This is a genomic window from Planotetraspora thailandica (genome assembly GCF_016863335.1).
Taxonomy (GTDB): Bacteria; Actinomycetota; Actinomycetes; order Streptosporangiales; family Streptosporangiaceae; genus Planotetraspora; species Planotetraspora thailandica.
This window is the reverse complement of sequence record NZ_BOOR01000065.1, coordinates 36,827-58,474: the sequence shown is the minus strand read 5'-3', so window position 1 is coordinate 58,474 and position 21,648 is coordinate 36,827. Positions and strand designations below refer to the sequence as shown.

Below are 21,648 nucleotides of genomic sequence, written 5' to 3'. Positions count from 1 at the left end.
GTTACGGGAGACCGAATGGGCCGATACGCCATCAGGCGCCTCCTTCAGGCGATCCCTGTGCTGGTAGGCACCACCTTTCTGATTTTCGTCATCGTGTACGCCTTGCCCGGTGACCCCATTGCCGCGCTCGGCGGGGACCGCCGCCTTGACCCGGCCTATGTCGCGGTCCTGCGTGAGCAGTTCCACCTCAACGACCCGTTGCTCCTGCGCTACTGGTACTACGTGCGCGGCGTTTTCTCGGGCGACTTTGGAACCACGTACCGCGGGGTCCCCGTGACCCAGATCTTCCAGGGCAAGTTCGGGGTGACCTTCCAGCTCGCCATGACCGCTCTGATCATGGAGGCGGTCATCGGCCTCGGCCTCGGCCTGCTGGCCGCGCTGCGCCGGGGCAGGTGGGAGGACCAGGCGGTTCTCGGCTTCACGCTGTTCCTGGTCTCGATTCCCCCGCTGGTCATGGGCTTCGTCCTGCAGCTCTGGCTAGGAGTGAAGCTGAAGCTCAACACGGGGCTGGACATCTTCCCCGTCGCCGGAAACGCCGAGGGTCTGAGAAGTTACCTGCTTCCCGGCTTCGTGCTCGCCTGCACGTCGATCGCGTATCTGACCCGGCTGACGCGGACCAGTCTCGTGGAGGTCCTCCGTGCCGACTACATCCGCACGGCCGTCGCCAAGGGCATGTCGCGACGACGCGTGCTCGGCCGCCACGCTCTGCGCAACTCGCTGATCCCTCTCATCACCTATCTCGGCGCCGACCTGGGCTCGCTCATGGGTGGAGCGGTGATCACCGAGACCATCTTCAACCTACCGGGCATCGGCCAGCAACTGTTTAATTCGGTGTATCTCCGGGAGAACACCGTGGTCGTCGGTATCGTCACGGTGCTGGTCCTGGTCTACATCCTGGCCAACCTCGTCGTCGACATGCTGTACGCCGTTCTCGACCCCAGGATCCGCTATGAGTAACGAGATGACCGTGGCGCCGCCTCCGCAGCCGGCCGAGGCACCCCAGCCGGCCAAGCCCGGCAAGCCCGCGAGCTTGTGGTCGGACGCGTGGTACGACCTGCGCCGCAACAAGGTGTTCATCATCGGCGCGGTGCTGGTTTTCCTGCTGGTCCTCATGGCGCTCTTCCCGTCGTTGTTCTCGCATGTGGACGCATACAACCCGGCGACGTGCAATCTCGCGAACGCCCGTCAGGGCGTCACCGGGGCCCACTGGTTCGGCACCGACAACCAAGGATGCGACACCTACTCGCGCGTGATCTACGGCGCCCGGGTCTCGATCCTCGTGGGCATCCTGACCGCAGTGATCACCGGAGTGGTGGGCGGCGGTCTCGGGCTGGTCGCGGGCTTCTACGGGCGCTGGGTCGACATCCTGCTCTCCCGGGTGGCCGAGATCTTCTTCGCCATCCCGGCGATCCTGGGCGCGCTGCTGATCCTGTCGGTCGTCGGCAGGGACAACTCTCAGAAATGGGGGGTGTGGGTGGTGGTCATGGCGCTGGCGCTGCTGGCGTGGCCGCTGGTGCTGCGCATCATGCGCGCCTCCGTCATCAGCGCCAAGAACCAGGACTACGTGGTGGCCGCACGGGCGCTCGGCGCCGGTTCCGGACGGATCATGATGCGGCACATCCTGCCGAACGCCATCGCTCCCGTGATCGTGACCTCGACCCTCAACCTGGGCGTGTTCATCTCGGCGGAGGCGGGTCTGTCGTTCCTCGGTGTGGGCATTCAGGCACCGACGATCTCGTGGGGACTGATGATCGCCGACGCGCGCGCCCGGTTCCTCTCGGCGCCTGAGATGCTGCTGTTCCCCGCGCTCTTGCTGAGCATCACCGTGCTGGCGTTCGTCATGCTCGGTGACGCTGTCCGTGACGCGCTCGACCCGAAGCTTCGATAGGAGGGGCGAAACATGAGAAACCCATCCGTCGAGACGCAGGGTCTTCCCGCCAGGGGGGCGCACGCCGCCGACGAGCCGCTGCTGGCCGTGGACAACCTGCACGTCGAGTTCCACACCCGTCAGGGCGTGGCGCATGCCGTGAACGGCGTCTCGTACTCGCTCAACGCCGGTGAGACCCTCGCGGTGCTCGGCGAGTCGGGCTCTGGCAAGTCCGTCACCGCGCAGGCGATCATGGGCATCCTCGACATGCCGCCGGCCCGTATCCCCGCCGGTGAGATCCGCTTCCACGGCACCGATCTGCTGAAGCTGTCCGACAAGGACCGCAGCCAGATCAGGGGCCAGCGGATCGCGATGGTCTTCCAGGACGCGCTGTCCGCGCTCAACCCGGTGTTCACCGTGGGCTGGCAGATCGCCGAGATGTTCCGCGTGCACCGGGGCATGTCCCGGGGGGATGCCAGGAAGAAGGCCGTCGAGCTCATGGACCGGGTGCGCATCCCCGGCGCCAAGCAGCGGATCGACGACTATCCGCACCAGTTCTCCGGCGGTATGCGCCAGCGCATCATGATCGCCATGTCGATCGCGCTCGACCCCGAGGTGCTGATCGCGGACGAGCCCACGACCGCCCTCGACGTGACGGTCCAGGCGCAGATCATGGAGCTGCTCGCCGAGCTTCGGCAGGAGAGCAACATGGGCCTGATCCTGATCACGCACGACCTCGGCGTGGTCGCGGACGTCGCCGACAAGATCGCCGTGATGTACGGCGGCCGCATCGTCGAGAACGCCCCCGTCCACGATCTCTACCGGAACCCGGGGCATCCCTACACCAAGGGACTGCTGGAGTCGATCCCCCGGGTCGACCTCAAGGGCCAGGAGCTCTACGCGATCAAGGGCATGCCCCCTAACCTGTTGGAGATGCCGAGCGGCTGCGCGTTCCACCCGCGCTGCCCCTACCGGCGCGACGAGTGCGCCACCGCGGTTCCGCCGCTGTACTCGATCAGTGGCACGCGCAGCAGCGCCTGCCACTACTGGAGGGAGGTTTTCGATGGCGGCTCACGGTGAGACCATCCTCGAAGTCCGTGACCTGGTCAAGCACTTCCCTCTGACGCAGGGCATCGTCTTCAAGCGGCAGGTCGGCGCGATCAAGGCGGTCGACGGGGTCTCCTTCGACCTGCGCAGGGGCGAGACGCTGGGTGTGGTCGGCGAGTCCGGCTGCGGCAAGTCGACCCTCGCCAAGGTGCTGATGGCGCTGGAGCGGCCCACCTCCGGCTCGGTCACGATCGACGGCAAGGACATCGGCAAGGCCAGGGGCTCCGAGCTCAAGCGCATGCGCCGCAACATCCAGATGGTGATGCAGGACCCGTACACCTCGCTGAACCCCCGGATGACCGTCGGCGACATCGTGGGCGAGCCCTTCGAGATCCACTCGGACGTGGTTCCCAAGGACGGGCGCCGCCAGCGGGTGCAGGAGCTGCTCGAGGTGGTTGGCCTCAACCCCGACCACATCAACCGCTACCCCCACCAGTTCTCCGGTGGCCAGCGGCAGCGCATCGGCATCGCCCGTGGTCTGGCCCTCCAGCCTGAGATCATCATCTGCGACGAGCCGGTCTCCGCGCTCGACGTGTCGATCCAGGCCCAGGTCATGAACCTGCTGGACCGCCTCCAGAAAGAGTTCAACCTGGCGTACATCTTCATTGCCCACGACCTATCGGTCGTGCGCCACATCTCCGACCGGGTCGCGGTCATGTACCTCGGCAAGATCGTGGAGCTGGGCAAGGACAACGAGATCTACGAGAAGCCGTCGCACCCGTACACGCAGGCGCTGCTGTCGGCGGTGCCCGTGCCCAACCCGGACGGACGCGAGTCCCGGGAGCGGATCATCCTGCAGGGCGACCCGCCGTCACCGGCCAACCCGCCCACGGGCTGCCGTTTCCGCACCCGCTGCTGGAAGGCGCAGGACATCTGCGCCAAGGAGGAACCGCTCCTCCAGATCCGGCCTGGCACCGACCACCTCAGCGCGTGCCACTTCGCGGAGGCGCACGACGTGGTGCACGCCCAGTAAGCGGAGCCATCTCTCGTACGGCTCTCGCCCCTGTCACACCTGCTGGCGGATAGGCGAGAGCCGTACGTGTGCTCCGGGCGGGAGGCCGAGCCGTTCGGCGGCGTCGCCGAAGTTGATCGCCACGGCCACCAGACCGGCCGAGTCGGCGAAGGCGACGAGGTCGCCCGGCGGAACGGCGGTGAACGTGTCCCTGAAGGGCACATTGACCTGGCGCCGGCCCAGCCAGACCGTCAGCATGTCGCCGACCCGCACCCCGAGCGTCGACACGTCGGCGGCGGTGATCGACAGCTGGACGTTGCCGTGCCTGTCGACCGACAGCACCTCCCCTTCGGCCGCGCCGTCCCGCAGCCGGCACATGGGCGCGGGCAGAATCACGAGGCCGTCGGCCGGTACCGGCGGCCCGACGTCGGCCGTCGCCACCCCGGTGCACAGGTGCGCCGCCACCGGCGCGAAGACGTCCCGCCCGTAGAAGGTCGGCGAGACCGGTTGCAGGAACAGGTCCTTGTTGGCGATCTCATAGGCGGAGTCGGCGCCTCCCGCGGCCTGGATGGCCCACGACAGGACGCCGTTGTCCGGCCCGATGAACACCCGGTCGCCCGCCTCCACCGCGACCGCGCGGCCGGCGCCGCAGGCGGTCGGATCGACGCAGGCGAGATGCACCCCGGCCGGCAGATACGGCATGGTCTGGGCGAGGATGGCCGCGCCGCGCCGCACGTCCCCGGCGGGGACGAGGTGGCCGACGTCGATGATCCTCGCTTCCGGCGCTATCCCGACGATCACTCCGTGGCAGGCGGCGACGAAGCCGTCCTCCAGCCCGTAGTCAGTCAGAAGCGTGATTACAGAGGTCACACCTCGTGACATTACGACTGCCGATCGGGCCTGAACACCCCGGGATCGCCTACTACGATGAGGGCGGGCCCCGCGAGCCCACCGAGGAGGAGCGGATGGAAACCGAACCGGCCGACGGCGACGGGCTGTCCGTCCCGCCCATATCGGATCGAGACCGCGAGATCCTCGCGTTCGAACGCCAGTGGTGGCGCTACGCCGGAGCCAAGGAACAGGCCATCCGTGAGGCCTTCGGCATCTCCGCGACCCGCTATTACCAGCTTCTCGGTGAGCTGATCGACAGGCCGGAGGCCCTGGAGCACGATCCCATGCTGGTCAAGCGTTTACGCAGGATGAGAGCAGGGCGCCGCCGTGACCGGGCCGCCCGTCGTTTCGGAATGAGGCCGTGACGCCGCCATGACGCTTCCCACGCATCCCGGGCTCGATGCCCTCCTGTCCGACCCGTCCGGGGCGGTGATCGGGCTCGACTACGACGGCACGATCGCGCCCATCGTGGCCGACCCGGCCGCCGCGCGAGTCCATCCGGAGGCGCCGGAGGTGCTCGCGGGGCTGGCGAAACTGGTGGGCGCCGTGGTCATCGTGACGGGCCGGCCACCTGGTACGGCTCTCGCCCTCGGGACGGCGGAGGGAGGAGCCTCGCTCGCGGACGTGCCCGGCCTGGTGATCCTCGGCCACTACGGCAGGGAGCGATGGGAGGCGGGCCGGATCACCGCGCCGCCCCCCACGCCGGGGCTCGACCGGGTGCGCACCCGGCTGCCCGAGCTCGTCCGGAGCCTCGGCCTGGACGGCGTGCTGATCGAGGACAAAGGGCAGGCCGTGGCCGTGCACACGCGCCGAAGCCCTGATCCGGAGGCGGCCTTGACGGCGCTGAGCGCCCCGGTCGCCGGACTCGCCGCGGAGGCGGGGCTGGTCGTGGAGCCCGGCCGGCTCGTCCTGGAGTTGCGGCCCGCAGGCATGGACAAGGGCCGTGCCCTCTCGCGTTTCCTGGCCGAGCGGCGAGCCCGGTCGGTGATGTTCGTCGGAGACGACCTGGGCGATCTGGCCGCGTTCGAGGCGGTCGTGGCCGCTCCCGTGCCGGGCGTGCGGGTGTGCAGCCGCTCGCCGGAGGTGAGTGAGCTGGCCGAGCGGGCCGACATCGTGGTCGACGGCCCCTCCGGTGTGGTGGAGCTCCTGCGGGAGATCGCGGAGGAGATCAGGCGGAGGCTGGGCGAGAGCTGAGGATGCCCACGACCGCCAGCCCGATCAGGGCGGGCGCGAGCAGGAACGCCGTGTGGGTGCCGAATCCGTCGCCGAGCGCGCCGAGGACGAACGGCCCGCCGCCCGAGCCGACCGACGCCCAGATGGAGGCGGTGCCCGACGCCTGGTCGGGTCGTTGCCCGGATGCGTCGATGATCTGTGTCAGCGCGAGCGGGAACTGCAGCGACATGCCCAGCCCGCTGACCGCGAGCCCGGCGTAGCCCGCGAGCTCCGACGTGCCCGTCCAGAAAAGCGCCCATCCGGCGAGCGTCACCGCGAGCGCCCCGAGGAACAGCGGGGCCGGCTTGATGCGCAGAGCCAGCGGAGTGCCGCAGAAGCGTCCCACCGCCATGCCGGTCAGCATCGCCGTCAGCCCGGTCGCGGCGGCGGCGGCAGTGAGCCCGGTGCGCTGGGCCAACAGTTCGGCCGCCCAGAGGTTGAAGGTGAACTCCAGGCCCACCGTGCACATGATCACCGCGCCGGACACGTGGAAGCGCCAGCCGTACGGGACTCTGGGCGCCTCGACCGGCGCGGCGTGGGTGACCACCGGCACGGCGGGGACCCGCACACGGCCCATGGTCGCGAAGAGCAGCGTCGTGGCCGCGAGCGGGACGAGCAGCGCCGCCCGCCATCCCAGCGTGGAGCCGGCGACCACGCTGAACAGGTAGGACACCGCGATGCCCGCCGTCACGCCCACGGCGTTGGCCTCACTGAGAGCGGCCGGCCCGGCCGGTCCCTGATGGTCGCTGAGTGCCGCCATCGAGACGTAGAGCGCGACCGAGCCCGCACCGCCGGCCAGCGTGTATCCGAGCAGGGTGTACGGCAGGGAGTGGCCGAGGACCACGATGACGAGCAGGCCCGCGTTCATGCCCACGAGGCCGGCCCAGACGGTGGCCCTCCGGCCGAAACGGGCGGTGAGCAGGGGCAGTGCCAGCCCTGCGGCGACGCCGCCGATCGCCATCCCCGTGCCGTGGAGCCCGCCGACGGCCTGGGAGACGCCGAGTTCCGCCCGGATCGTGGGAAGCGCGGCCGACAGGCCATACAAAGATGTCGCGAAAGTGCAGAGCAGCAGATAGATGAACCAGGTGGGACGATCGCGAGTGAGACGCAATGTTGGAACGGACGTGGCAGTGCCCACGCAATCCCCCGAATTTTCGGTTCAAATCTAGGTAAAGGTTAGCATTTTTGCCTTTATCAGAGGAGAGCGGTCAATTGGTCTTCGAACCAGCGGCGCGGCGGCAGGGCGGTCGCCGCCTCCCTCAGCCGGGCGCACCGCTTGACCCGTTCGTCCTCGGGCAGGACCAGCGCCTCGTGGAGCGCCGCGGCCGTGGCGGAGACGTCGAACGGATTGACCAGCAGCGAGTCGGGCCCGAGCTCGGCCGCCGCGCCCGCCTCCCGCGAGAGCACCAAGGCGCACCGCGGGGACAGGATCGGACCCTCCTTGGCGACCAGGTTCATGCCGTCGCGGATCGGATTGACCAGCAGCACGTCGGCCAGCCGGTAGGCGGCGAGCGACCGGGGATAGTCGTCGTGCACGTTGAGGATCAGCGGATCCCAGTCCTCCGTGGCGAACTCGTCCTCGATCTCCTTGGCGCACCGTTGCACCGCGGCGGTGTACTCCCGGTATTCGGGCAGGTCGTGCCGGGAGGGATAGGCGAACGCCAGATGGACGACCTTGCCGTGCCACTCCGGATGCCTGCTCAGGAACTCCCGGTATGCGGCCAGGCCGCGCACGATGTTCTTGGACAGCTCGGTCCTGTCGATGCGGACGATCAGCTTGCGGTCGCCGGCGAGCTCGCGGATGGCCGCCATGTGCGACTCGACGTCGGGCTCGGCCGCCCGGGCCCGCAGCGCCTCGCCGTCGACGCCCAGGCTGTGGACCCCGATCCGGGTGGTCCTGCCCTCGTAGGTGACGGTTCGCTCCGTACGGTCGACCCGGGCGCCGAGGAAGGCCTCGCAGCAGTCCATGAAGGCGCCGGCCCACCGCGAGGTGAGGAAACCGGCGTGGTCGGCGCCGAGGACGCCGGACAGCACCTCAGCCGCCACGTCGCCGGGAAGCAGCGAGAAATACTCCGGCGGCGCCCACGGCGTGTGGGAGAAATGCGCGATGCGCAGGTCGGGCCGCTCGACCCGCAGCAGGGCGGGCGTCAGCGTGAGGTGGTAGTCCTGCACCATCACCCGGGCGCCGTGCGCCGCGTCCTCCGCCAGCGCGAGCGCGAACGCGCCGTTGTATTCGCGGTAGGACTCCCACTCCCTGCGGAACCGCGTGTCGAACTGCGGGCTGACCGGCGTGTTGTACAGGAGATGGTTGACGAACCACAGGGTCGAGTTGGCCACCGCGTTGTAGGCCCGGTGGAAGACCGCCGGCGGGATGTCGAGCATTCGCACCGGTCCGGTGTCATAGCCTGCCTCGTCGATCCGCCCTCCCGGGGCCTGCCGTACGATTCCGCGGTCGCCGTCGGAGAGGGCGGCGCAGACCCACAGGAATTCCGTTTCCCTGGCCACGTCGGAAAGGCCGGAGACCAGGCCGCCGCCGCCTCTGCGCATCGTCGGCGCCCCGTTGTCGGACAGCGTGAATGCCACTGGTCCTCGGTTGGAGGCGATCAAGACTGAATGGGCGCGCATGCAGGAAGATTAATCAAACCTGGCAGCGATCAATAGGATCCCGTCAATGGCAGGAGGGCTTGATCCGTAATGGCACTGGACGAGGCGGTCGACGACCTGGCCCGATCGGCGGCTCAGGGCGATCATCGTGCGCTGGGTGAATTGCTACGCAGGATCGAGCACGACGTGATCCGGCATTGCGAGCGGCTTCTGCCGTACCGGCAGGACGCGGAGGAGGCGGCGCAGGACACGCTGCTGGCCGTCGCCAGGAACATCGGCAGGTTCGAGGGCCGCTCGCGATTCGGCACCTGGCTGCACATCGTGACCGTCAACTGCGCCAGGTCCACCTACCGCTCGCTGAAGCGGCGGTCGTCGGAGCAGGCGGAGGAACTGCCCGACCAGCGGCCGGACCCGCGCCGGGTCAGCGTGATCGCGGGTTCGCGGCTCGACCTGCTCGACGCGATGGAGGCGCTGGAGGCCGACAAGCCCGACCTGGCCCACGCGCTGGTGTTACGCGACATCTGCGAGCTCGACTACGCGGAGATCGCCGTGCAGCTCGGCATTCCCGTCGGCACCGCGAAATCGCGGATTCACCAGGCCAGGAAGTTCATCCAGACGACGCTTGGGGACGAGTATCGCTGACCCCCGTGGACGCTGCGATCCCGGATCGTGAGACGACGGATCGGACAAGCGGGACGGCAAGGTACAGTGCAAGGAACCTGTCGATCAGGTCGACAACTGAATATTGCTCATCCAGAGGGGTGGAGGGACCGGCCCTGCGAAGCCCCGGCAACCTTCCCGGCGTCCGACTCGTGACCACGAGGCCGGCCGGGACAGGTGCCAATTCCGGCTCGTGATCAGGGTGGTCGCGAGCGAAGATGAGGGAAAGGCCTCGCTTCATGGTGCTTAAGGATGCCCGCCCGTTCGGCCCCGCCACCGGTCTGTCGTGCCGGGAATGCGGCACCGTCTACGAACTCGGTCCGATCTTCGCCTGTTCTGAGTGTTTCGGGCCGCTCGAGGTCGCCTACGACTTCGGCGAGGTCCGCCGGCAGGACATCGAATCTGGTCCCACCAACATCTGGCGCTATCGGGCGCTGCTCCCCGTCCCCGCTGACGTGGCCTCCAAGCCCAACCTCCAGCCGGGCTGGACGAAGCTGGTCAAGGCCGACAACCTCGCCGCCGAGCTCGGCCTGCGTTCGCTGCACGTCAAGGACGACTCCGGCAACCCCACCCATTCGTTCAAGGACCGCGTGGTGTCCATCGCGGTCGAAGCGGCCAGGACCTTCGGGTTCCACACGCTCTCCTGCTCCTCCACGGGCAACCTCGCCGGCGCGGTGGGCGCGGCCGCGGCCCGCGCCGGGCTCGACTCGTGCGTCTTCATCCCCGCCAACCTCGAAGAAGCCAAGATCACCATGGCCGCCGTCTACGGCGGCCGTCTCGTCGGCATCGACGGCACCTATGACGAGGTGAACCGTTTCTGCTCCGAGCTGATCGGCGACGAGCTGGGGGAGAAGTGGGGCTTCGTCAACGTCAACCTCCGGCCGTATTACGCCGAAGGCTCCAAGACGCTGGCCTACGAGATCGCCGAGCAGCTCGGCTGGCGGCTTCCCGACCAGATCGTCATTCCGATCGCGTCGGGTTCGCAGCTCACCAAGATTGACAAGGGTTTCCGCGAGCTGATCAAGCTGGGGCTCGTCGAGGACAAGCCGTACCGCGTCTTCGGCGCCCAGGCCGAGGGATGCTCGCCGGTCTCCGCGGCGTTCAAGGCGGGCCAGGACGTCGTGCGCCCGGTCAAGCCGGACACGATCGCCAAGTCCCTGGCCATCGGCAACCCGGCCGACGGTCCGTACGTGCTGGACATCGCCCGGCGCACGGGCGGCGCGGTCGAGGACGTCGACGACCGTGAGATCGTCGAGGCCATCCGCCTGCTCGCCCGCACGGAGGGCGTCTTCGCGGAGACGGCCGGCGGCGTGACCGTGGGCGTCCTGCATAAGCTGGTTAGAAACGGCGTGCTCGACCCCGAGGCCGAGACCGTCGTGCTGAACACGGGCGACGGACTCAAGACCCTCGACGCGGTCGCCGCCGAGGCCCGCCCGACGGCCGTCATCCGGCCCTCGCTCGAGGCATTCCGTACGGCATTCGCCAACTGAAGTCGTTTCTCCCAGCCCAACCGCAGCAACGAAAGCGAGCCATAAATGAGCGTTTCAGTGCGGATTCCGACGATTTTGCGCACTTACACGAACGGCGCCGCCGAGGTATCCGCCGAGGGGGCGACGCTCCGCGAAGTCCTCCAGAAGCTCGATGCCGACTATCCCGGCATCGGAGGGCGCATCCTGGATGAAACGGGCAAGATTCGCCGTTTTGTGAACGTCTACGTCGGCGAAGAGGATGTCCGATTCACGGAGGGCCTCGATACGCCCACTCCGCAGGGCAGCCAGGTCTCCGTCATCCCCGCCGTGGCCGGAGGCTGAGCCCTTCCTCGCGCCATACGCGTTTGACATGCGGTTCTATCGTTATCGAAGTGAATCGCTCGCGAGAAATGGTGCAATAGTCAACTATCTGGTCGCCTAAACTGAATATTCGCCGGTCCTGCTTTGAGCGAACGCCATGAAGTAGTTTGCTGATTGACTCTGTTGTCCTACGGCTTGACACGGGTATGGTCGAGGACGATCGACGTAATCGGGGGCTTCTTGGTGGTCCCCAGCCCAGCAAGAGGAGTCGGAAAGTGGCGCAGGGCACCGTCAAATGGTTTAACGCGGACAAGGGCTACGGCTTCATCGCGGTAGACGGTGGTAAGGACGTGTTCGTCCATTACTCGGCAATCATGATGGACGGGTACAAGGCCTTGGAGCAGGGCCAGCGAGTCGAGTTCGACATCACGCAGGGTCAGAAGGGCCCGCAGGCGGAAGGCGTCCGGACCGTCTGATCTCACGGTACGTAGGGGAGGCCCGGCTCGTTCGCGAGCCGGGCCTCTCGCTTGATCGCTTGTTGGCCGGACTTACCCGTACAAGCTGGTCAGCATGGCTTCCGCTTGCACTCGCAGGGGTAGAGTGCTAAACACGTGCTTGGCACTCTGAGGTCGAGAGTGACAACACACGGGATCGAGGCGATGGGGCCTGCGAAAGGAAAGCAGGCCCGTGCCGTCGCGGGCGTCGGCTCGGTCCGCTTAAACCACCCTGCTACTGGGAGGTCTAGCCTTATGGCAGCCAAGATGATCGCGTTTGACGAGGACGCCCGGCGCGGTCTCGAGCGCGGCATGAACCAGCTCGCCGACGCCGTCAAGGTGACCCTCGGCCCCAAGGGCCGCAACGTCGTGCTGGAGAAGAAGTGGGGCGCTCCCACCATCACCAACGACGGCGTCTCCATCGCCAAGGAGATCGAGCTCGAGGACCCGTGGGAGAAGATCGGGGCCGAGCTCGTCAAGGAAGTCGCGAAGAAGACCGACGACGTCGCGGGTGACGGCACCACCACCGCGACCGTGCTGGCGCAGGCCCTGGTCCGCGAGGGCCTGCGCAACGTGGCCGCCGGCGCCAACCCGATGTCCCTGAAGAAGGGCATCGAGGCCGCCGTCGAGCGCGTCAGCGAGGAGCTGTCCAAGCTCGCCAAGGACGTGGAGACCAAGGCGCAGATCGCCTCCACCGCCTCCATCTCCGCCGGCGACGCGCAGATCGGCGAGATGATCGCCGAGGCGATGGACAAGGTCGGCAAGGAAGGCGTCATCACCGTCGAGGAGAGCAACACCTTCGGCCTTGAGCTCGAGCTCACCGAGGGTATGCGCTTCGACAAGGGCCTGATCTCGATGTACTTCGTGACGGACCCCGAGCGCATGGAGGCCGTCCTCGAGGACCCGTACATCCTCATCGCCAACCAGAAGATCTCGGCCAACAAGGACCTGCTGCCGCTGCTCGACAAGGTCGTGCAGGCCGGCAAGCCGCTGCTGATCATCGCTGAGGACGTCGAGGGCGAGGCCCTGGCGACCCTGGTGGTCAACAAGATCCGTGGCCTGTTCCGCTCGGTGGCCGTGAAGGCCCCCGGCTTCGGCGACCGCCGCAAGGCCATGCTCGGCGACATCGCCACCCTCGCCGGCGGCCAGGTCATCAGCGAGGAGCTGGGCCTCAAGCTGGAGAACGCGGGCCTCGACCTGCTGGGCCGCGCCCGCAAGGTCGTCGTGACCAAGGACGAGACCACCATCGTGGACGGCGCCGGCGACGCCGAGCAGATCGCGGGCCGGGTCAACCAGATCCGCGCCGAGATCGAGAGCACCGACTCCGACTACGACCGCGAGAAGCTCCAGGAGCGCCTCGCCAAGCTGGCCGGCGGCGTCGCCGTCATCAAGGCCGGCGCGGCCACCGAGGTCGAGCTCAAGGAGCGCAAGCACCGCATCGAGGACGCCGTGCGCAACGCGAAGGCGGCCGTCGAGGAGGGCATCGTCCCCGGCGGTGGCGTGGCCCTGCTGCAGGCCGGCGCCAACGCGTTCGACAAGCTCGAGGTCAACGGTGACGAGGCCACCGGCGCGTCGATCGTCCGCAAGGCGCTCGAGGAGCCGCTGAAGCAGATCGCCGTCAACGCCGGCCTCGAGGGCGGCGTCGTGGTGGAGAAGGTCCGCAACCTGCCCGCGGGCGAGGGCCTCAACGCCGCCACCGGCGAGTACGTCAACATGTTCGAGTCGGGCATCATCGACCCGGCGAAGGTGACGCGCTCCGCTCTGCAGAACGCGTCGTCGATCGCGGCCCTGTTCCTCACGACCGAGGCCGTCATCGCTGAGAAGCCCGAGAAGACCCCGGCCGCTCCCGCCATGCCCGGCGGCGGCGACATGGACTTCTAAGTCTTCGCAACACCCGAGAAGGGGCGGTTCCCGGCCGGAACCGCCCCTTCTTCGCGTCGTATGTCAGGCGAGTGGCTTGACCCATCGGCCCCACTGGGGCTGGACGCCGTAACCCGCGGCCGACCAGGCGTGATGTGCCGGCTCGTTGTCGTGGAGGACCATCGCGTCCACGCGGAACGCGCCGAATGCCGTGAATCGTTCCTCGGCGGCCTGGATCAACAGCGACCCGATGCCTTGCCGCCGGTGCGCGGGATCGACGGCGAGCCGGTAGAGATGCGCGCGCCATCCGTCCCATCCGGCGATCAGGGTGCCCACCATGCGCCCGTCGAGTTCGGCGATCAGGAGGGCCTCCGGGTCGCGTTCGATGAGGGCGGCGACCTTCTCCGGGTCGTCGTGACGGTCGGTGCCCTCCGCCGCGTCGAGCCAGAACGCGAGCACCGCCCCGACGTCGTCGAGGCCGCCGTGCCGGACAAGAACATCGGCCATCTGATCTCCTCAGATCGTGAGCTGGTCGGGGAGGTCGCGGGAGTGCAGGACGGTCAGCGACGTCACGGCGCGGGTGAGGACCACATAGAGGCGGGCCAGCCCCCGGTCCTCCGCGGCGACGATGTCGGCGGGCTCGAGCACGATGACGTGGTCGTATTCCAGGCCTTTGGCGAGCCCTGCGGGGACGACCAGCACACGCTCCCGGCCCGGGGATTCTGCGCCGAGCACGGCGTGCGGGACGCCGGCCAGGGCTGCGGAGACCGCGGCGACCGCGGAGTCCGCGACGATGACGCCGACGGATCCGTCGCGTTCCGCGGCCTGCCGTACGGCGTCGGGAAGCGCCGCGGCCGCGTCGGGCGCGTGCCGTACGGTCAGGGACCCGGCGCCGGGACGGAGCGAGCGCGGGACGGCGAGCTCGGGTGCGACCGAGGGGAGCAGGCGGGCCGCGTAGTCGAGGATCTCGCGCGGCACGCGGAAACCCATGGTCAGCTCCGTCACCTCGCCGGACGGCTGGCCGAGGTGCTCGAGCACGGTCGTCCACGACCGGGCCGACCACGGCGTGGTGCCCTGCGCGAGGTCGCCCAGCACCGTCGCCGATCCCGTACGGCACCGCCGCCCCAGCGCCCGCAGCTGCATCGCGGACAGGTCCTGGGCCTCGTCTACGACGACGTGCCCGTGTGAGGGGATGCGCTCGATCAGGCCGGCGATCTCGTCGAGCAGCGCCGCGTCGGCGGCCGACCACTTCGCCGATCTGTACGACTTGGTCGGCTTGTCCCACAGGAGCGTCTCCTGCTCCGCCGGGGACAGGTCGGATCTGGCGGCGCGGCTGAGGAAGGCGGCGTCGGACAGCAGCCGGAAGAGCACCTGCTCTGGGGTGAGCTTGGGCCAGGCGGCGTCGAGGACCCGCTTGACGGACGCGGAGCGGGCGACTGCGGCCTGCGTGCGGTCGTCGGGTGACTCGCCGCGCCGCTCCATCTGGACGAGTACGGCATGGGCCAGCCGCTGGGCGAGGGACTCGCGGCCGGGGGCGTACCGGACCGTGCCGCGCAGCGATGCGACGATCTCACGCACCTCGTGGTCGGCGACGCGGTAGCGATTGATGCCCTTGGTGTAGAGCACGCCCTCTTCCGGTTTGGTCACGTGGAGCCAGAGGGCGCGCTTCAGCACGGTGGCCATCCGGACGTCCCCCTTGAGCGCCGCCCGGATCGGGTCTTCGGGGAAGGAGTGGTCGCCCAGGACGCCTGCGAGGGTGGTCTGGTCGACCTTGACCTCTCCGAGCGCGGGCAGCACGGAGGAGATGTAGGAGAGGAAGGCACGGTTGGGCCCGACGATCATCACGCCGTGCCGGGACAGCTTCTCGCGGTGGGTGAACAGCAGGTAGGCGGCGCGGTGGAGGCCGACCGCGGTCTTCCCCGTGCCGGGCGCCCCCTGGACGCACACCGTCACGTCGAGGCCCGATCGCACGATCTCGTCCTGGTCGGGCTGGATGGTCGCGACGATGTCGCGCATGGGGCCGGTGCGGGGGCGTTCGATCTCCTCGGCGAGCAGTCTGCTCTCCCCGAGCTGCCTGCCGTCGAGCGGTTCGTCTTCGTAGGCGGTCAGGTCCCCACCCTGGTAGCCGAACCGGCGCCGCAGCGCGACGCCCATCGGGTCGGCCGGTCCCGCCTGGTAGAAGGCGCGGGAGACGGGTGCCCGCCAGTCGATGACGAGGGCGCGGCTGTTGTCGTCGTGGACGTGCCGGCGGCCGACGTAGATCGTGGACGGCAGGTCGTCTCCGGCGTCGCGGTCGAGACGGCCGAAGAACAACGGGGTGTCGCGGTGGTCGGCCAAAGCGGCGACCCGCTGGTCGAGCAGTCCCTGAAGCACCTGCTGGGAGACCCAGTCGCCGGCGGCGTCTGCCGACAGCGACTCGGCGTGCTCGCGCATCGACGTGAGTGCGGCCCGGGCGACCGCGAGGTGCGCGCGCTCGGCCTCCAGGACGTTCTCGGGCATGCGGAAAGCTCCTCCAGGAGTGGGAAAGACAAGAGCCTAGCGACGTCCGATCGAACGACCCAAATGGTTTTCTTGTGCGTGTCGCCCTATCTGTCCGGGTACCTGTATCGGGGTGACGCGGACGTCGGTGCCACCTGCCATCCCGACCCTGGTGAGCGTGCTGCTGGGGCTGCTCTGGGGACTGTCGGTCTTCGGAGGCTGGGGAGTCGAGGCCTTCTGCCCGACGGCGGCCTCACCCGCCGAGTGCGCCGACCGGCTCGCCACCGTAGCGGCCTTCTCCAGCGTGATCGCGCTCTTCGCGGCGTCGGCCACGGCGGCGGCGTGGTGGACGCGCAAAGAGGAGCTGCTGGGTGTCGCGGTGCTCGCGTGGGTGGCGGCCGAGGCGGCGCTGTTCCTTGGCGGGGTGATCGCCCAGTAATCAGTCCGATACGCTGCGATTTCTACCGAATTGGCATGGCTTGGGCAGGGCCGAATTGTGTGATTTGCCGTAAAGATGGGGTATGGGCATCTCTGCTGTTGAGGAGTGGGGGCACATGCGCGAGGGGGTGATGCGGTTGTCCGGCACGAAGGGTGTTTCCTGGACCTGACCTGGCATCCGCACCCGGCGAGATCACCTCGCCGGGTTCTCCTCACCCACGTCGTCGGCGTCCACGATGCGATAGGCGTAGCCCTGCTCCGCCAGGAACCGCTGACGATGCGCGGCGAAGTCCTGGTCGACCGTGTCACGGCTCACGATGGAGTAGAAGCGTGCGCCGCCGCCGTCCGCCTTCGGCCGCAGGACGCGCCCGAGCCGCTGTGCCTCCTCCTGCCGTGACCCGAAGGTGCCCGACACCTGGATCGCGATCGACGCCTCCGGCAGGTCGATGGAGAAATTCGCCACCTTCGACACCACCAGCACCTGGATCTCCTTGTCGCGGAATGCCTGGAACAGGCGCTCCCGCTCCTTGACCCGGGTCTCCCCCTTGATCACCGGGGCGTCGAGGTGCTCGCCCAGCTCGTCGAGCTGGTCGATGTACTGGCCGATCACCAGCACCTGCTCGCCCGCGTGCCGGCCGACGAGGGCCTCGGTCACCCGGGTCTTCGACGGCGTGGTGGAGCAGAACCGGTAGCGCTCGTCGGAGTCGGCCATCGCATAGGCCAGCCGCTCCTCGTCGGTCAGCGTCACCCTGACCTCCACGCAGTCGGCGGGCGCGATCCAGCCTTGCGACTCCATCTCCTTCCAGGGCGCGTCGTAGCGCTTGGGCCCGATGAGGGAGAACACGTCGCCCTCGCGGCCGTCCTCGCGGATCAGCGTCGCCGTCAGGCCTATGCGGCGGCGGGCCTGCAGGTCGGCCGTCATACGGAAGATCGGCGCCGGCAGCAGATGGACCTCGTCGTAGATGACCAGGCCCCAGTCGCGCGCGTCGAACAGCTCAAGGTGCCGGTAGACGCCCTGCCGACGGGTGGTCATCACCTGGTAGGTGGCGATGGTGACGGGGCGGATCTCCTTCTTCGTGCCCGTGTACTCGCCGATCTCGTCGGCGGTCAGCGACGTCCGCTTGATCAGCTCCTGCTTCCACTGGTGGGCAGAGACGGTGTTGGTGACCAGGATCAGGGTGGTCGCCTTGGCATGCGCGATCGCGGCCGCGCCGACGATCGTCTTGCCCGCGCCGCAGGGCAGCACCACGACGCCCGAACCGCCGTGCCAGAAGGCGTCCGCCGCCTCCTTCTGGTACGGCCGCAGGGCCCAGCCGTCCTCGTCCAGATCGACGGGGTGGTGCTCGCCGTCGACGTAGCCGGCGAGGTCTTCGGCCGGCCAGCCGAGCTTGAGCAGCAGTTGCTTGATGTTGCCGCGCTCGGAGGGGTGCACGGCCACCGAGTCGGGCCCGATCCGCTCACCCAGCAGCGGCTGGACCTTCTTGGAGCGCAGCACCTCCTCCAGCACCGCCCGGTCGGTGCTGGTGAGCACGAGCCCGTGCGAGGGGTGCTTCTCCAGCCGCAGCCTGCCGTACCGGGACATGGTCTCGGCCACGTCGACGAGCAGCGCGTGGGGCACGGGGTAGCGGCTGAAACCGATCAGCGCGTCGACGACCTGCTCGGCGTCGTGCCCGGCGGCACGCGCGTTCCACAGGGCGAGCGGGGTGACGCGGTAGGTGTGCACGTGCTCGGGAGCCCGTTCGAGCTCGGCGAACGGGGCGATCGCCTTGCGGCACTCGTCGGCGCGTTCGTGGTCGACCTCGAGCAGCAGCGTCTTGTCCGACTGAACGATCAGCGGTCCGTCATTCAAATGCCCGCTCCCTTCTTCCGACATAACAAACTACCGAGCGCGGGCGGGTGCCCGGCCTGTTCCCGGCAGTTCCCGTCAGCTCACGTCGGCGATGCCGGTGATCCGGTGCAGGGCGAACCGGTGGACGGCGGCCCGGGTCTCGTCGTAGGCGGTGAGGTAACCGCCCTCCATCCGGGCCGGTTCGAGGATGCGGCTGGTGGCGTGTCCCTGCGCGTCCAGGTAGCCGATCCAGACCCGCGACCCCTGGCGGATCGCCTCCTGAAGGGCGTGGATGGTGGTCGTCGACGACGAGCGCGGCACCTGGCCGTCCTGCCCGCGTGAGGGGCGGCGGCGCTTGCGGTGCGCCTCGTCTCCCGCACGCATGGCCCTGACGGCGGCCGCGGCGACGTCCGGCTCAGGCCCGGAGGGGCCGGGAGTGCGGGCGACGGGCGGGCCCTCGGTCCTGCGGCTCTCGGCCCGGGAGACCAGGAGATCGCCCTCGAGCGACTCGGCGACCGGGGCGTAGCCCATCGCGCGCAACGAGTCGAGCAAAGTCGCCCTGGAGGTCTTGGAAGCCAGCACGGTCGGCGCGAGCCGCCGCAGGCGCAGCAGCGCGGACCGCTTGTCGGCGATCACCTCGTCGAGCACGGAAGGGTCGTCGCAGCGCACGTAGGCCGAGGCCGTGCCGACGCGGATGCGGCCGTGCCGGCGGGCGACGTCGGTGATCAGATAGCGCAGCGGCTGAGGCACGGGGGTGGTCGAATGCCGCTCCAGGATCGCGAGCAGGTCGTCAGCCGAGTGCCCCGAGTCGAGCGCCCGCCGGATGGAGTGCTCGCCGAAGCGGTACACGGTCGCGCCGCCCTTGGACTCCACGTCGGCCGCCAGCGCGATCCAGCGCCCGAGGTCGCTGGTCAGCGGGCCGGGGGCGACGGCGGTCAGGTCGGCCTGGAGCAGCACGTGGTCGACGGGTTCGGGAAGCAGGGGCGCCAGCAGGCCGGCCGCGGTCCCGTCTCCGCGCACCAGCCCGCGGCCGTGGTCGGACATGACCCCGAGCCCGGTCAGGCCGATCTGCTCGGCCTCGCGCAGCGTGAACTCGGCCAGGCGGTCGCGGTAGGCGCCCCGGCGCCGGGGCCGCTCCCAGGCCAGCCGTGCGAGCACGGACGCGGCGGACGGCGCGAGCCCCAGGGGTGTGGAGGCGAGCACGCTCAGCGTCTGCGTGCGGACCTGCGCGGCGGGCGGTCTGCGCAGGTCGGGGTGCAGGGCGTTGAGCGGCCGGTCGCGGTCGTCGCGTTCGCCGATCAAGCCAGGGACGCGGTCCATGCCCGCCCACGCGGAGGCCAGCAAGACCCACTGGTCGTCGGCCGACTTCACCCGCCAGCCGTCGTAGGCCGCAGTCGGCAGCCACTCCTCATCGACGGACCCGCCCGCCGCGATCAGCCCGGCGGCGAAGGCGATCTCCACGACCAGCCCGGCGGCCCACTCGGGCAGGTCGAGCAGCTGCGCCGTGCGTTTCAGGTCGCGGATGGCGAGGCCGCCCGTGCGCAGGACCCCGGGCGGGTCGACGCTCCAGCGCTCGCACAGCTCCTCCACCGTGCGCACGAGCGTGAACGCCTGCCCGGCCGCCGTGCGGTCCGCGAGGGCCTGGTCGCGTGTCGCGCCCTCCAGCTCGGGCGGGGCAGGGGACAGGTCGCGGTGGACACGCCCCTCGCGCAGGAACAGGCCGACCTCGCGCGGGAGCGCCACGCTCTCCTCGCCGGTCGCGCCGAGCAGCCCGCGTGCGAGGAGTTCCTCGATCGGGGACTGTGCGGTCGCCGCCCGCACCTCGCGCCTGGCGTTGGGCAGCCGCCCGCTGGGCGGGCCCCACGCCAGCTCGTCGAGGGCCGCGCGCGCCTGCGGCGACACCTCGTCGAGCAGGCGGCCCACCGCGGCAGGGTCGCCGAGGAGCTCCGTCAGCCGCTCCCGGGGCGATCCCGGGCTCTCGGGGGCCCCGATGTCGCCGAGGAGCGTCTCCAGCTCCTCGGGGGAGTGATGCCGGAAGACGTCGGCCGCGAGGGGCCCGAGACCGGCGGGCGGGTCGAGGGCCTCGGCGACCCCCGGCGCGGGTCGCAGGGCGTTGTCCCGCCCGAACGCCAGGCCGGTGTCCCTGAGCCGTTCGACCGCCGTCCCGAGCGCCTCGTCGAGCTGCTTCCTGCCGGCCGTACCGGCCGTGGCCTTGGAGAGCAGGGACCGCAATGCCGTACGGGTGACCGGGCCCGGCTGGAGGGTCAGGGTCTCCAGGACGGCGAGGGTGAACCGGTCGAGCCGGTCGAGGGCGCGGCCGATGGCCGAGGGGGTGCCCGCGCGGGAGGCGAGGCCTTCGATGTGGGCGGGCACGGGCGTGATGAGCTCAGGCCGCGCCGTGACGAGCGCGCGCAGCTGCTCGTCCGTACGGCCGCGCAGCCACTCAGTGAACTCGGTGCTCATCATCCGTTCCATCGTAGGGCCGCATTTTTCGAGCATCGCTCGCACGGGGGCGGGCGCTGAGGCAGTATGACGAGCATGATCGAGCGTGCGGACCAGCTCGTTCTCGAGTTCGTCAGCAGGGTGGCAGACGCCGCGCACGGCAGGCTGCGCCCAGAGCAGCGGCTTGATTTCGTCCAGCGGCTCCGCGAGAGCGTCGAGCGTGCTCGCGGCGGCAGTGAGGACCCCCGGCGGGTGGCGAAGATCATCGCCGGTTTCGGCAGCCCCGCCGAACTGATCGAGGGGGAGCTGCGCAGGATCGCCGCCGCCCAGCAGGCGACGCCGCCGGTGGAGGAGCGTGCGACCAGCGTCTTCCCCGTCATCGCCGACGAGCCCGACCCCCGCACGGTTCCGCCCGGGGTGACTCTCGGCAGACGCCTGGCCCGCGAGCGGCTGGGCCGCAGGGCCGACCGGCCCGCTCCGCTGATGCGCCTGCGACGGGCGGCGATGGCCGGGGGGAACCCCATGGCGACCGGCGGGCGGGACGCGCGGACCATCTTCCTGAACAATCGGAGAGAGACGTTGGCGCTCGCGCTGCTGGTGGCGGCCGCCCTGCTGGTTCCGTTCCGCCTGCCGACACTGGTGATCTTCCCGATTCCGGGGATCGTGTGGGCGGTGGCGGCGCTGGTCGTGCTCTCCTGCCAGGAGTGGTCGATGGGCGACCGCCTGACCGGCCTGGCCGCCCCGGTCGTCACCTACGCCGTCGGCGGAGTGCTGCTCGGCACCGCCAGGAACACGGGCGGGGGCGTCCAGACGTTCATGGTCTCTTTCCACAACGTGAGCGGTGTGATGTTCATTCTGGGAACCGCCGCGGGTGTGTCATGGCTGGCCTACCGCCTGCTCGATCCGCCATTGGCAGATAGCGGAAAGAAGGGCCGATAAACCACTCGCACATCAATCTCATGATGTGCAGGCTTACTTCCCAAACTGGGGGTCCGCAGGGGCCCTCTCAGGGCATAACCTACATG

General features: G+C 69.4%; 20 protein-coding genes and 1 riboswitch. Of the genes, 13 read left to right on the top strand and 7 right to left on the bottom strand.

Going from position 1 to position 21,648, the window contains the following annotated elements; all coding sequences use genetic code 11:
• Positions 1-15 precede the first annotated feature (15 nt).
• The 4 genes from Pth03_RS34160 to Pth03_RS34145 are packed head-to-tail and all read left to right on the top strand — an operon-like array spanning position 16 to position 3,947.
• Positions 16-957 carry an ABC transporter permease gene (locus Pth03_RS34160; RefSeq protein ID WP_203948593.1) on the top strand — a complete coding sequence of 314 codons (942 nt, stop codon included), beginning with the start codon at positions 16-18 and terminating at the stop codon, positions 955-957.
• The gene (locus Pth03_RS34155) at positions 950-1,888 is read left to right on the top strand and encodes an ABC transporter permease (protein WP_203948592.1); all 939 of its coding nucleotides are present in this window, start codon (positions 950-952) and stop codon (positions 1,886-1,888) included. Before Pth03_RS34160 ends, Pth03_RS34155 begins: the two co-directional genes overlap by 8 nt.
• Before the next feature lie 12 nt (positions 1,889-1,900).
• A complete protein-coding gene (locus Pth03_RS34150) occupies positions 1,901-2,947 on the top strand; it encodes an ABC transporter ATP-binding protein (protein ID WP_203948591.1) in 1,047 nt (348 codons plus the stop codon).
• The gene (locus Pth03_RS34145; RefSeq protein ID WP_203948590.1) at positions 2,931-3,947 is read left to right on the top strand and encodes an ABC transporter ATP-binding protein; all 1,017 of its coding nucleotides are present in this window, start codon (positions 2,931-2,933) and stop codon (positions 3,945-3,947) included. The genes Pth03_RS34150 and Pth03_RS34145 overlap by 17 nt, the downstream gene beginning before the upstream one ends.
• Positions 3,948-3,980: 33 nt before the next feature.
• Here Pth03_RS34145 and Pth03_RS34140 read toward each other — a convergent pair whose 3' ends face one another.
• Positions 3,981-4,796 carry an SAM hydrolase/SAM-dependent halogenase family protein gene (locus Pth03_RS34140; protein WP_239119578.1) on the bottom strand — a complete coding sequence of 272 codons (816 nt, stop codon included), beginning with the start codon at positions 4,794-4,796 and terminating at the stop codon, positions 3,981-3,983.
• Positions 4,797-4,891: 95 nt separating this feature from the next.
• Between Pth03_RS34140 and Pth03_RS34135 the strand changes: the two genes are divergently transcribed.
• Complete coding sequence (locus Pth03_RS34135) at positions 4,892-5,182, top strand: DUF3263 domain-containing protein (protein WP_203948611.1); 291 nt, start codon at positions 4,892-4,894, stop codon at positions 5,180-5,182.
• Between the two features lie 7 nt (positions 5,183-5,189).
• Positions 5,190-6,011: a trehalose-phosphatase gene (gene otsB / locus Pth03_RS34130; RefSeq protein WP_203948588.1), complete on the top strand. Its 822-nt coding sequence runs from the start codon at positions 5,190-5,192 to the stop codon at positions 6,009-6,011.
• Here the strand turns inward: otsB and Pth03_RS34125 are convergent.
• Complete coding sequence (locus tag Pth03_RS34125) at positions 5,986-7,167, bottom strand: MFS transporter (protein ID WP_275413268.1); 1,182 nt, start codon at positions 7,165-7,167, stop codon at positions 5,986-5,988. The two genes, otsB and Pth03_RS34125, sit on opposite strands and share 26 nt — an antisense overlap.
• A gap of 56 nt (positions 7,168-7,223) precedes the next feature.
• Positions 7,224-8,654 carry an alpha,alpha-trehalose-phosphate synthase (UDP-forming) gene (locus Pth03_RS34120; RefSeq protein WP_203948586.1) on the bottom strand — a complete coding sequence of 477 codons (1,431 nt, stop codon included), beginning with the start codon at positions 8,652-8,654 and terminating at the stop codon, positions 7,224-7,226.
• Positions 8,655-8,723: 69 nt separating this feature from the next.
• On the opposite strand from Pth03_RS34120, the gene Pth03_RS34115 reads away from it, so the two are divergent.
• From Pth03_RS34115 to groL, 5 genes are all read left to right on the top strand, one after another.
• Positions 8,724-9,275 (top strand): RNA polymerase sigma factor, encoded by a 552-nt coding sequence (locus tag Pth03_RS34115; protein WP_203948585.1) that lies wholly within the window; start codon positions 8,724-8,726, stop codon positions 9,273-9,275.
• A gap of 104 nt (positions 9,276-9,379) precedes the next feature.
• Positions 9,380-9,518: riboswitch (SAM riboswitch) on the top strand.
• A 14-nt stretch (positions 9,519-9,532) separates the two neighbouring features.
• Positions 9,533-10,783, top strand: a complete 1,251-nt coding sequence (thrC, locus tag Pth03_RS34110) for a threonine synthase (protein ID WP_203948584.1) — start codon at positions 9,533-9,535, stop codon at positions 10,781-10,783.
• A 45-nt stretch (positions 10,784-10,828) separates the two neighbouring features.
• On the top strand, positions 10,829-11,104 hold the full coding sequence (locus tag Pth03_RS34105) for a MoaD/ThiS family protein (protein WP_203948583.1): 276 nt from the start codon (positions 10,829-10,831) through the stop codon (positions 11,102-11,104).
• A gap of 254 nt (positions 11,105-11,358) precedes the next feature.
• The gene (locus tag Pth03_RS34100; protein WP_066373698.1) at positions 11,359-11,559 is read left to right on the top strand and encodes a cold-shock protein; all 201 of its coding nucleotides are present in this window, start codon (positions 11,359-11,361) and stop codon (positions 11,557-11,559) included.
• A gap of 273 nt (positions 11,560-11,832) precedes the next feature.
• Entirely contained in the window at positions 11,833-13,458 is a 1,626-nt protein-coding gene (groL, locus tag Pth03_RS34095; protein ID WP_203948582.1) for a chaperonin GroEL, read from the top strand.
• A 63-nt stretch (positions 13,459-13,521) separates the two neighbouring features.
• Here groL and Pth03_RS34090 read toward each other — a convergent pair whose 3' ends face one another.
• On the bottom strand, positions 13,522-13,944 hold the full coding sequence (locus Pth03_RS34090; RefSeq protein WP_203948581.1) for a GNAT family N-acetyltransferase: 423 nt from the start codon (positions 13,942-13,944) through the stop codon (positions 13,522-13,524).
• A gap of 9 nt (positions 13,945-13,953) precedes the next feature.
• Positions 13,954-15,936 carry a HelD family protein gene (locus Pth03_RS34085; RefSeq protein WP_203948580.1) on the bottom strand — a complete coding sequence of 661 codons (1,983 nt, stop codon included), beginning with the start codon at positions 15,934-15,936 and terminating at the stop codon, positions 13,954-13,956.
• A 127-nt stretch (positions 15,937-16,063) separates the two neighbouring features.
• Here Pth03_RS34085 and Pth03_RS34080 point away from each other — a divergent pair, with 127 nt between their 5' ends.
• The gene (locus Pth03_RS34080) at positions 16,064-16,354 is read left to right on the top strand and encodes a hypothetical protein (protein WP_203948579.1); all 291 of its coding nucleotides are present in this window, start codon (positions 16,064-16,066) and stop codon (positions 16,352-16,354) included.
• A 192-nt stretch (positions 16,355-16,546) separates the two neighbouring features.
• Here Pth03_RS34080 and Pth03_RS34075 read toward each other — a convergent pair whose 3' ends face one another.
• Positions 16,547-18,226, bottom strand: a complete 1,680-nt coding sequence (locus tag Pth03_RS34075) for a DNA repair helicase XPB (protein ID WP_203948578.1) — start codon at positions 18,224-18,226, stop codon at positions 16,547-16,549.
• A 51-nt stretch (positions 18,227-18,277) separates the two neighbouring features.
• A complete protein-coding gene (locus Pth03_RS34070) occupies positions 18,278-20,644 on the bottom strand; it encodes a helicase C-terminal domain-containing protein (RefSeq protein ID WP_203948610.1) in 2,367 nt (788 codons plus the stop codon).
• Positions 20,645-20,719: 75 nt separating this feature from the next.
• Here Pth03_RS34070 and Pth03_RS34065 point away from each other — a divergent pair, with 75 nt between their 5' ends.
• Positions 20,720-21,562 carry a hypothetical protein gene (locus Pth03_RS34065; protein WP_203948577.1) on the top strand — a complete coding sequence of 281 codons (843 nt, stop codon included), beginning with the start codon at positions 20,720-20,722 and terminating at the stop codon, positions 21,560-21,562.
• Positions 21,563-21,648 lie beyond the last annotated feature (86 nt).

Excerpts from the sequence above, each read along its gene's own strand:
- Pth03_RS34145 (WP_203948590.1), top strand. The coding sequence starts at position 2,931 with ATGGCGGCTCACGGTGAGACCATCCTCGAAGTCCGTGACCTGGTCAAG.
- Pth03_RS34105 (WP_203948583.1), top strand. The coding sequence starts at position 10,829 with ATGAGCGTTTCAGTGCGGATTCCGACGATTTTGCGCACTTACACGAAC.
- Pth03_RS34135 (WP_203948611.1), top strand. The coding sequence starts at position 4,892 with ATGGAAACCGAACCGGCCGACGGCGACGGGCTGTCCGTCCCGCCCATA.
- Pth03_RS34075 (WP_203948578.1), bottom strand. The coding sequence starts at position 18,226 with ATGTCGGAAGAAGGGAGCGGGCATTTGAATGACGGACCGCTGATCGTT.
- otsB (WP_203948588.1), top strand. The coding sequence starts at position 5,190 with ATGACGCTTCCCACGCATCCCGGGCTCGATGCCCTCCTGTCCGACCCG.
- Pth03_RS34090 (WP_203948581.1), bottom strand. The coding sequence starts at position 13,944 with ATGGCCGATGTTCTTGTCCGGCACGGCGGCCTCGACGACGTCGGGGCG.
- thrC (WP_203948584.1), top strand. The coding sequence starts at position 9,533 with ATGGTGCTTAAGGATGCCCGCCCGTTCGGCCCCGCCACCGGTCTGTCG.
- Pth03_RS34155 (WP_203948592.1), top strand. The coding sequence starts at position 950 with ATGAGTAACGAGATGACCGTGGCGCCGCCTCCGCAGCCGGCCGAGGCA.
- Pth03_RS34085 (WP_203948580.1), bottom strand. The coding sequence starts at position 15,936 with ATGCCCGAGAACGTCCTGGAGGCCGAGCGCGCGCACCTCGCGGTCGCC.
- Pth03_RS34150 (WP_203948591.1), top strand. The coding sequence starts at position 1,901 with ATGAGAAACCCATCCGTCGAGACGCAGGGTCTTCCCGCCAGGGGGGCG.
- Pth03_RS34120 (WP_203948586.1), bottom strand. The coding sequence starts at position 8,654 with ATGCGCGCCCATTCAGTCTTGATCGCCTCCAACCGAGGACCAGTGGCA.
- groL (WP_203948582.1), top strand. The coding sequence starts at position 11,833 with ATGGCAGCCAAGATGATCGCGTTTGACGAGGACGCCCGGCGCGGTCTC.
- Pth03_RS34160 (WP_203948593.1), top strand. The coding sequence starts at position 16 with ATGGGCCGATACGCCATCAGGCGCCTCCTTCAGGCGATCCCTGTGCTG.
- Pth03_RS34065 (WP_203948577.1), top strand. The coding sequence starts at position 20,720 with ATGATCGAGCGTGCGGACCAGCTCGTTCTCGAGTTCGTCAGCAGGGTG.
- Pth03_RS34070 (WP_203948610.1), bottom strand. The coding sequence starts at position 20,644 with ATGAGCACCGAGTTCACTGAGTGGCTGCGCGGCCGTACGGACGAGCAG.
- Pth03_RS34115 (WP_203948585.1), top strand. The coding sequence starts at position 8,724 with ATGGCACTGGACGAGGCGGTCGACGACCTGGCCCGATCGGCGGCTCAG.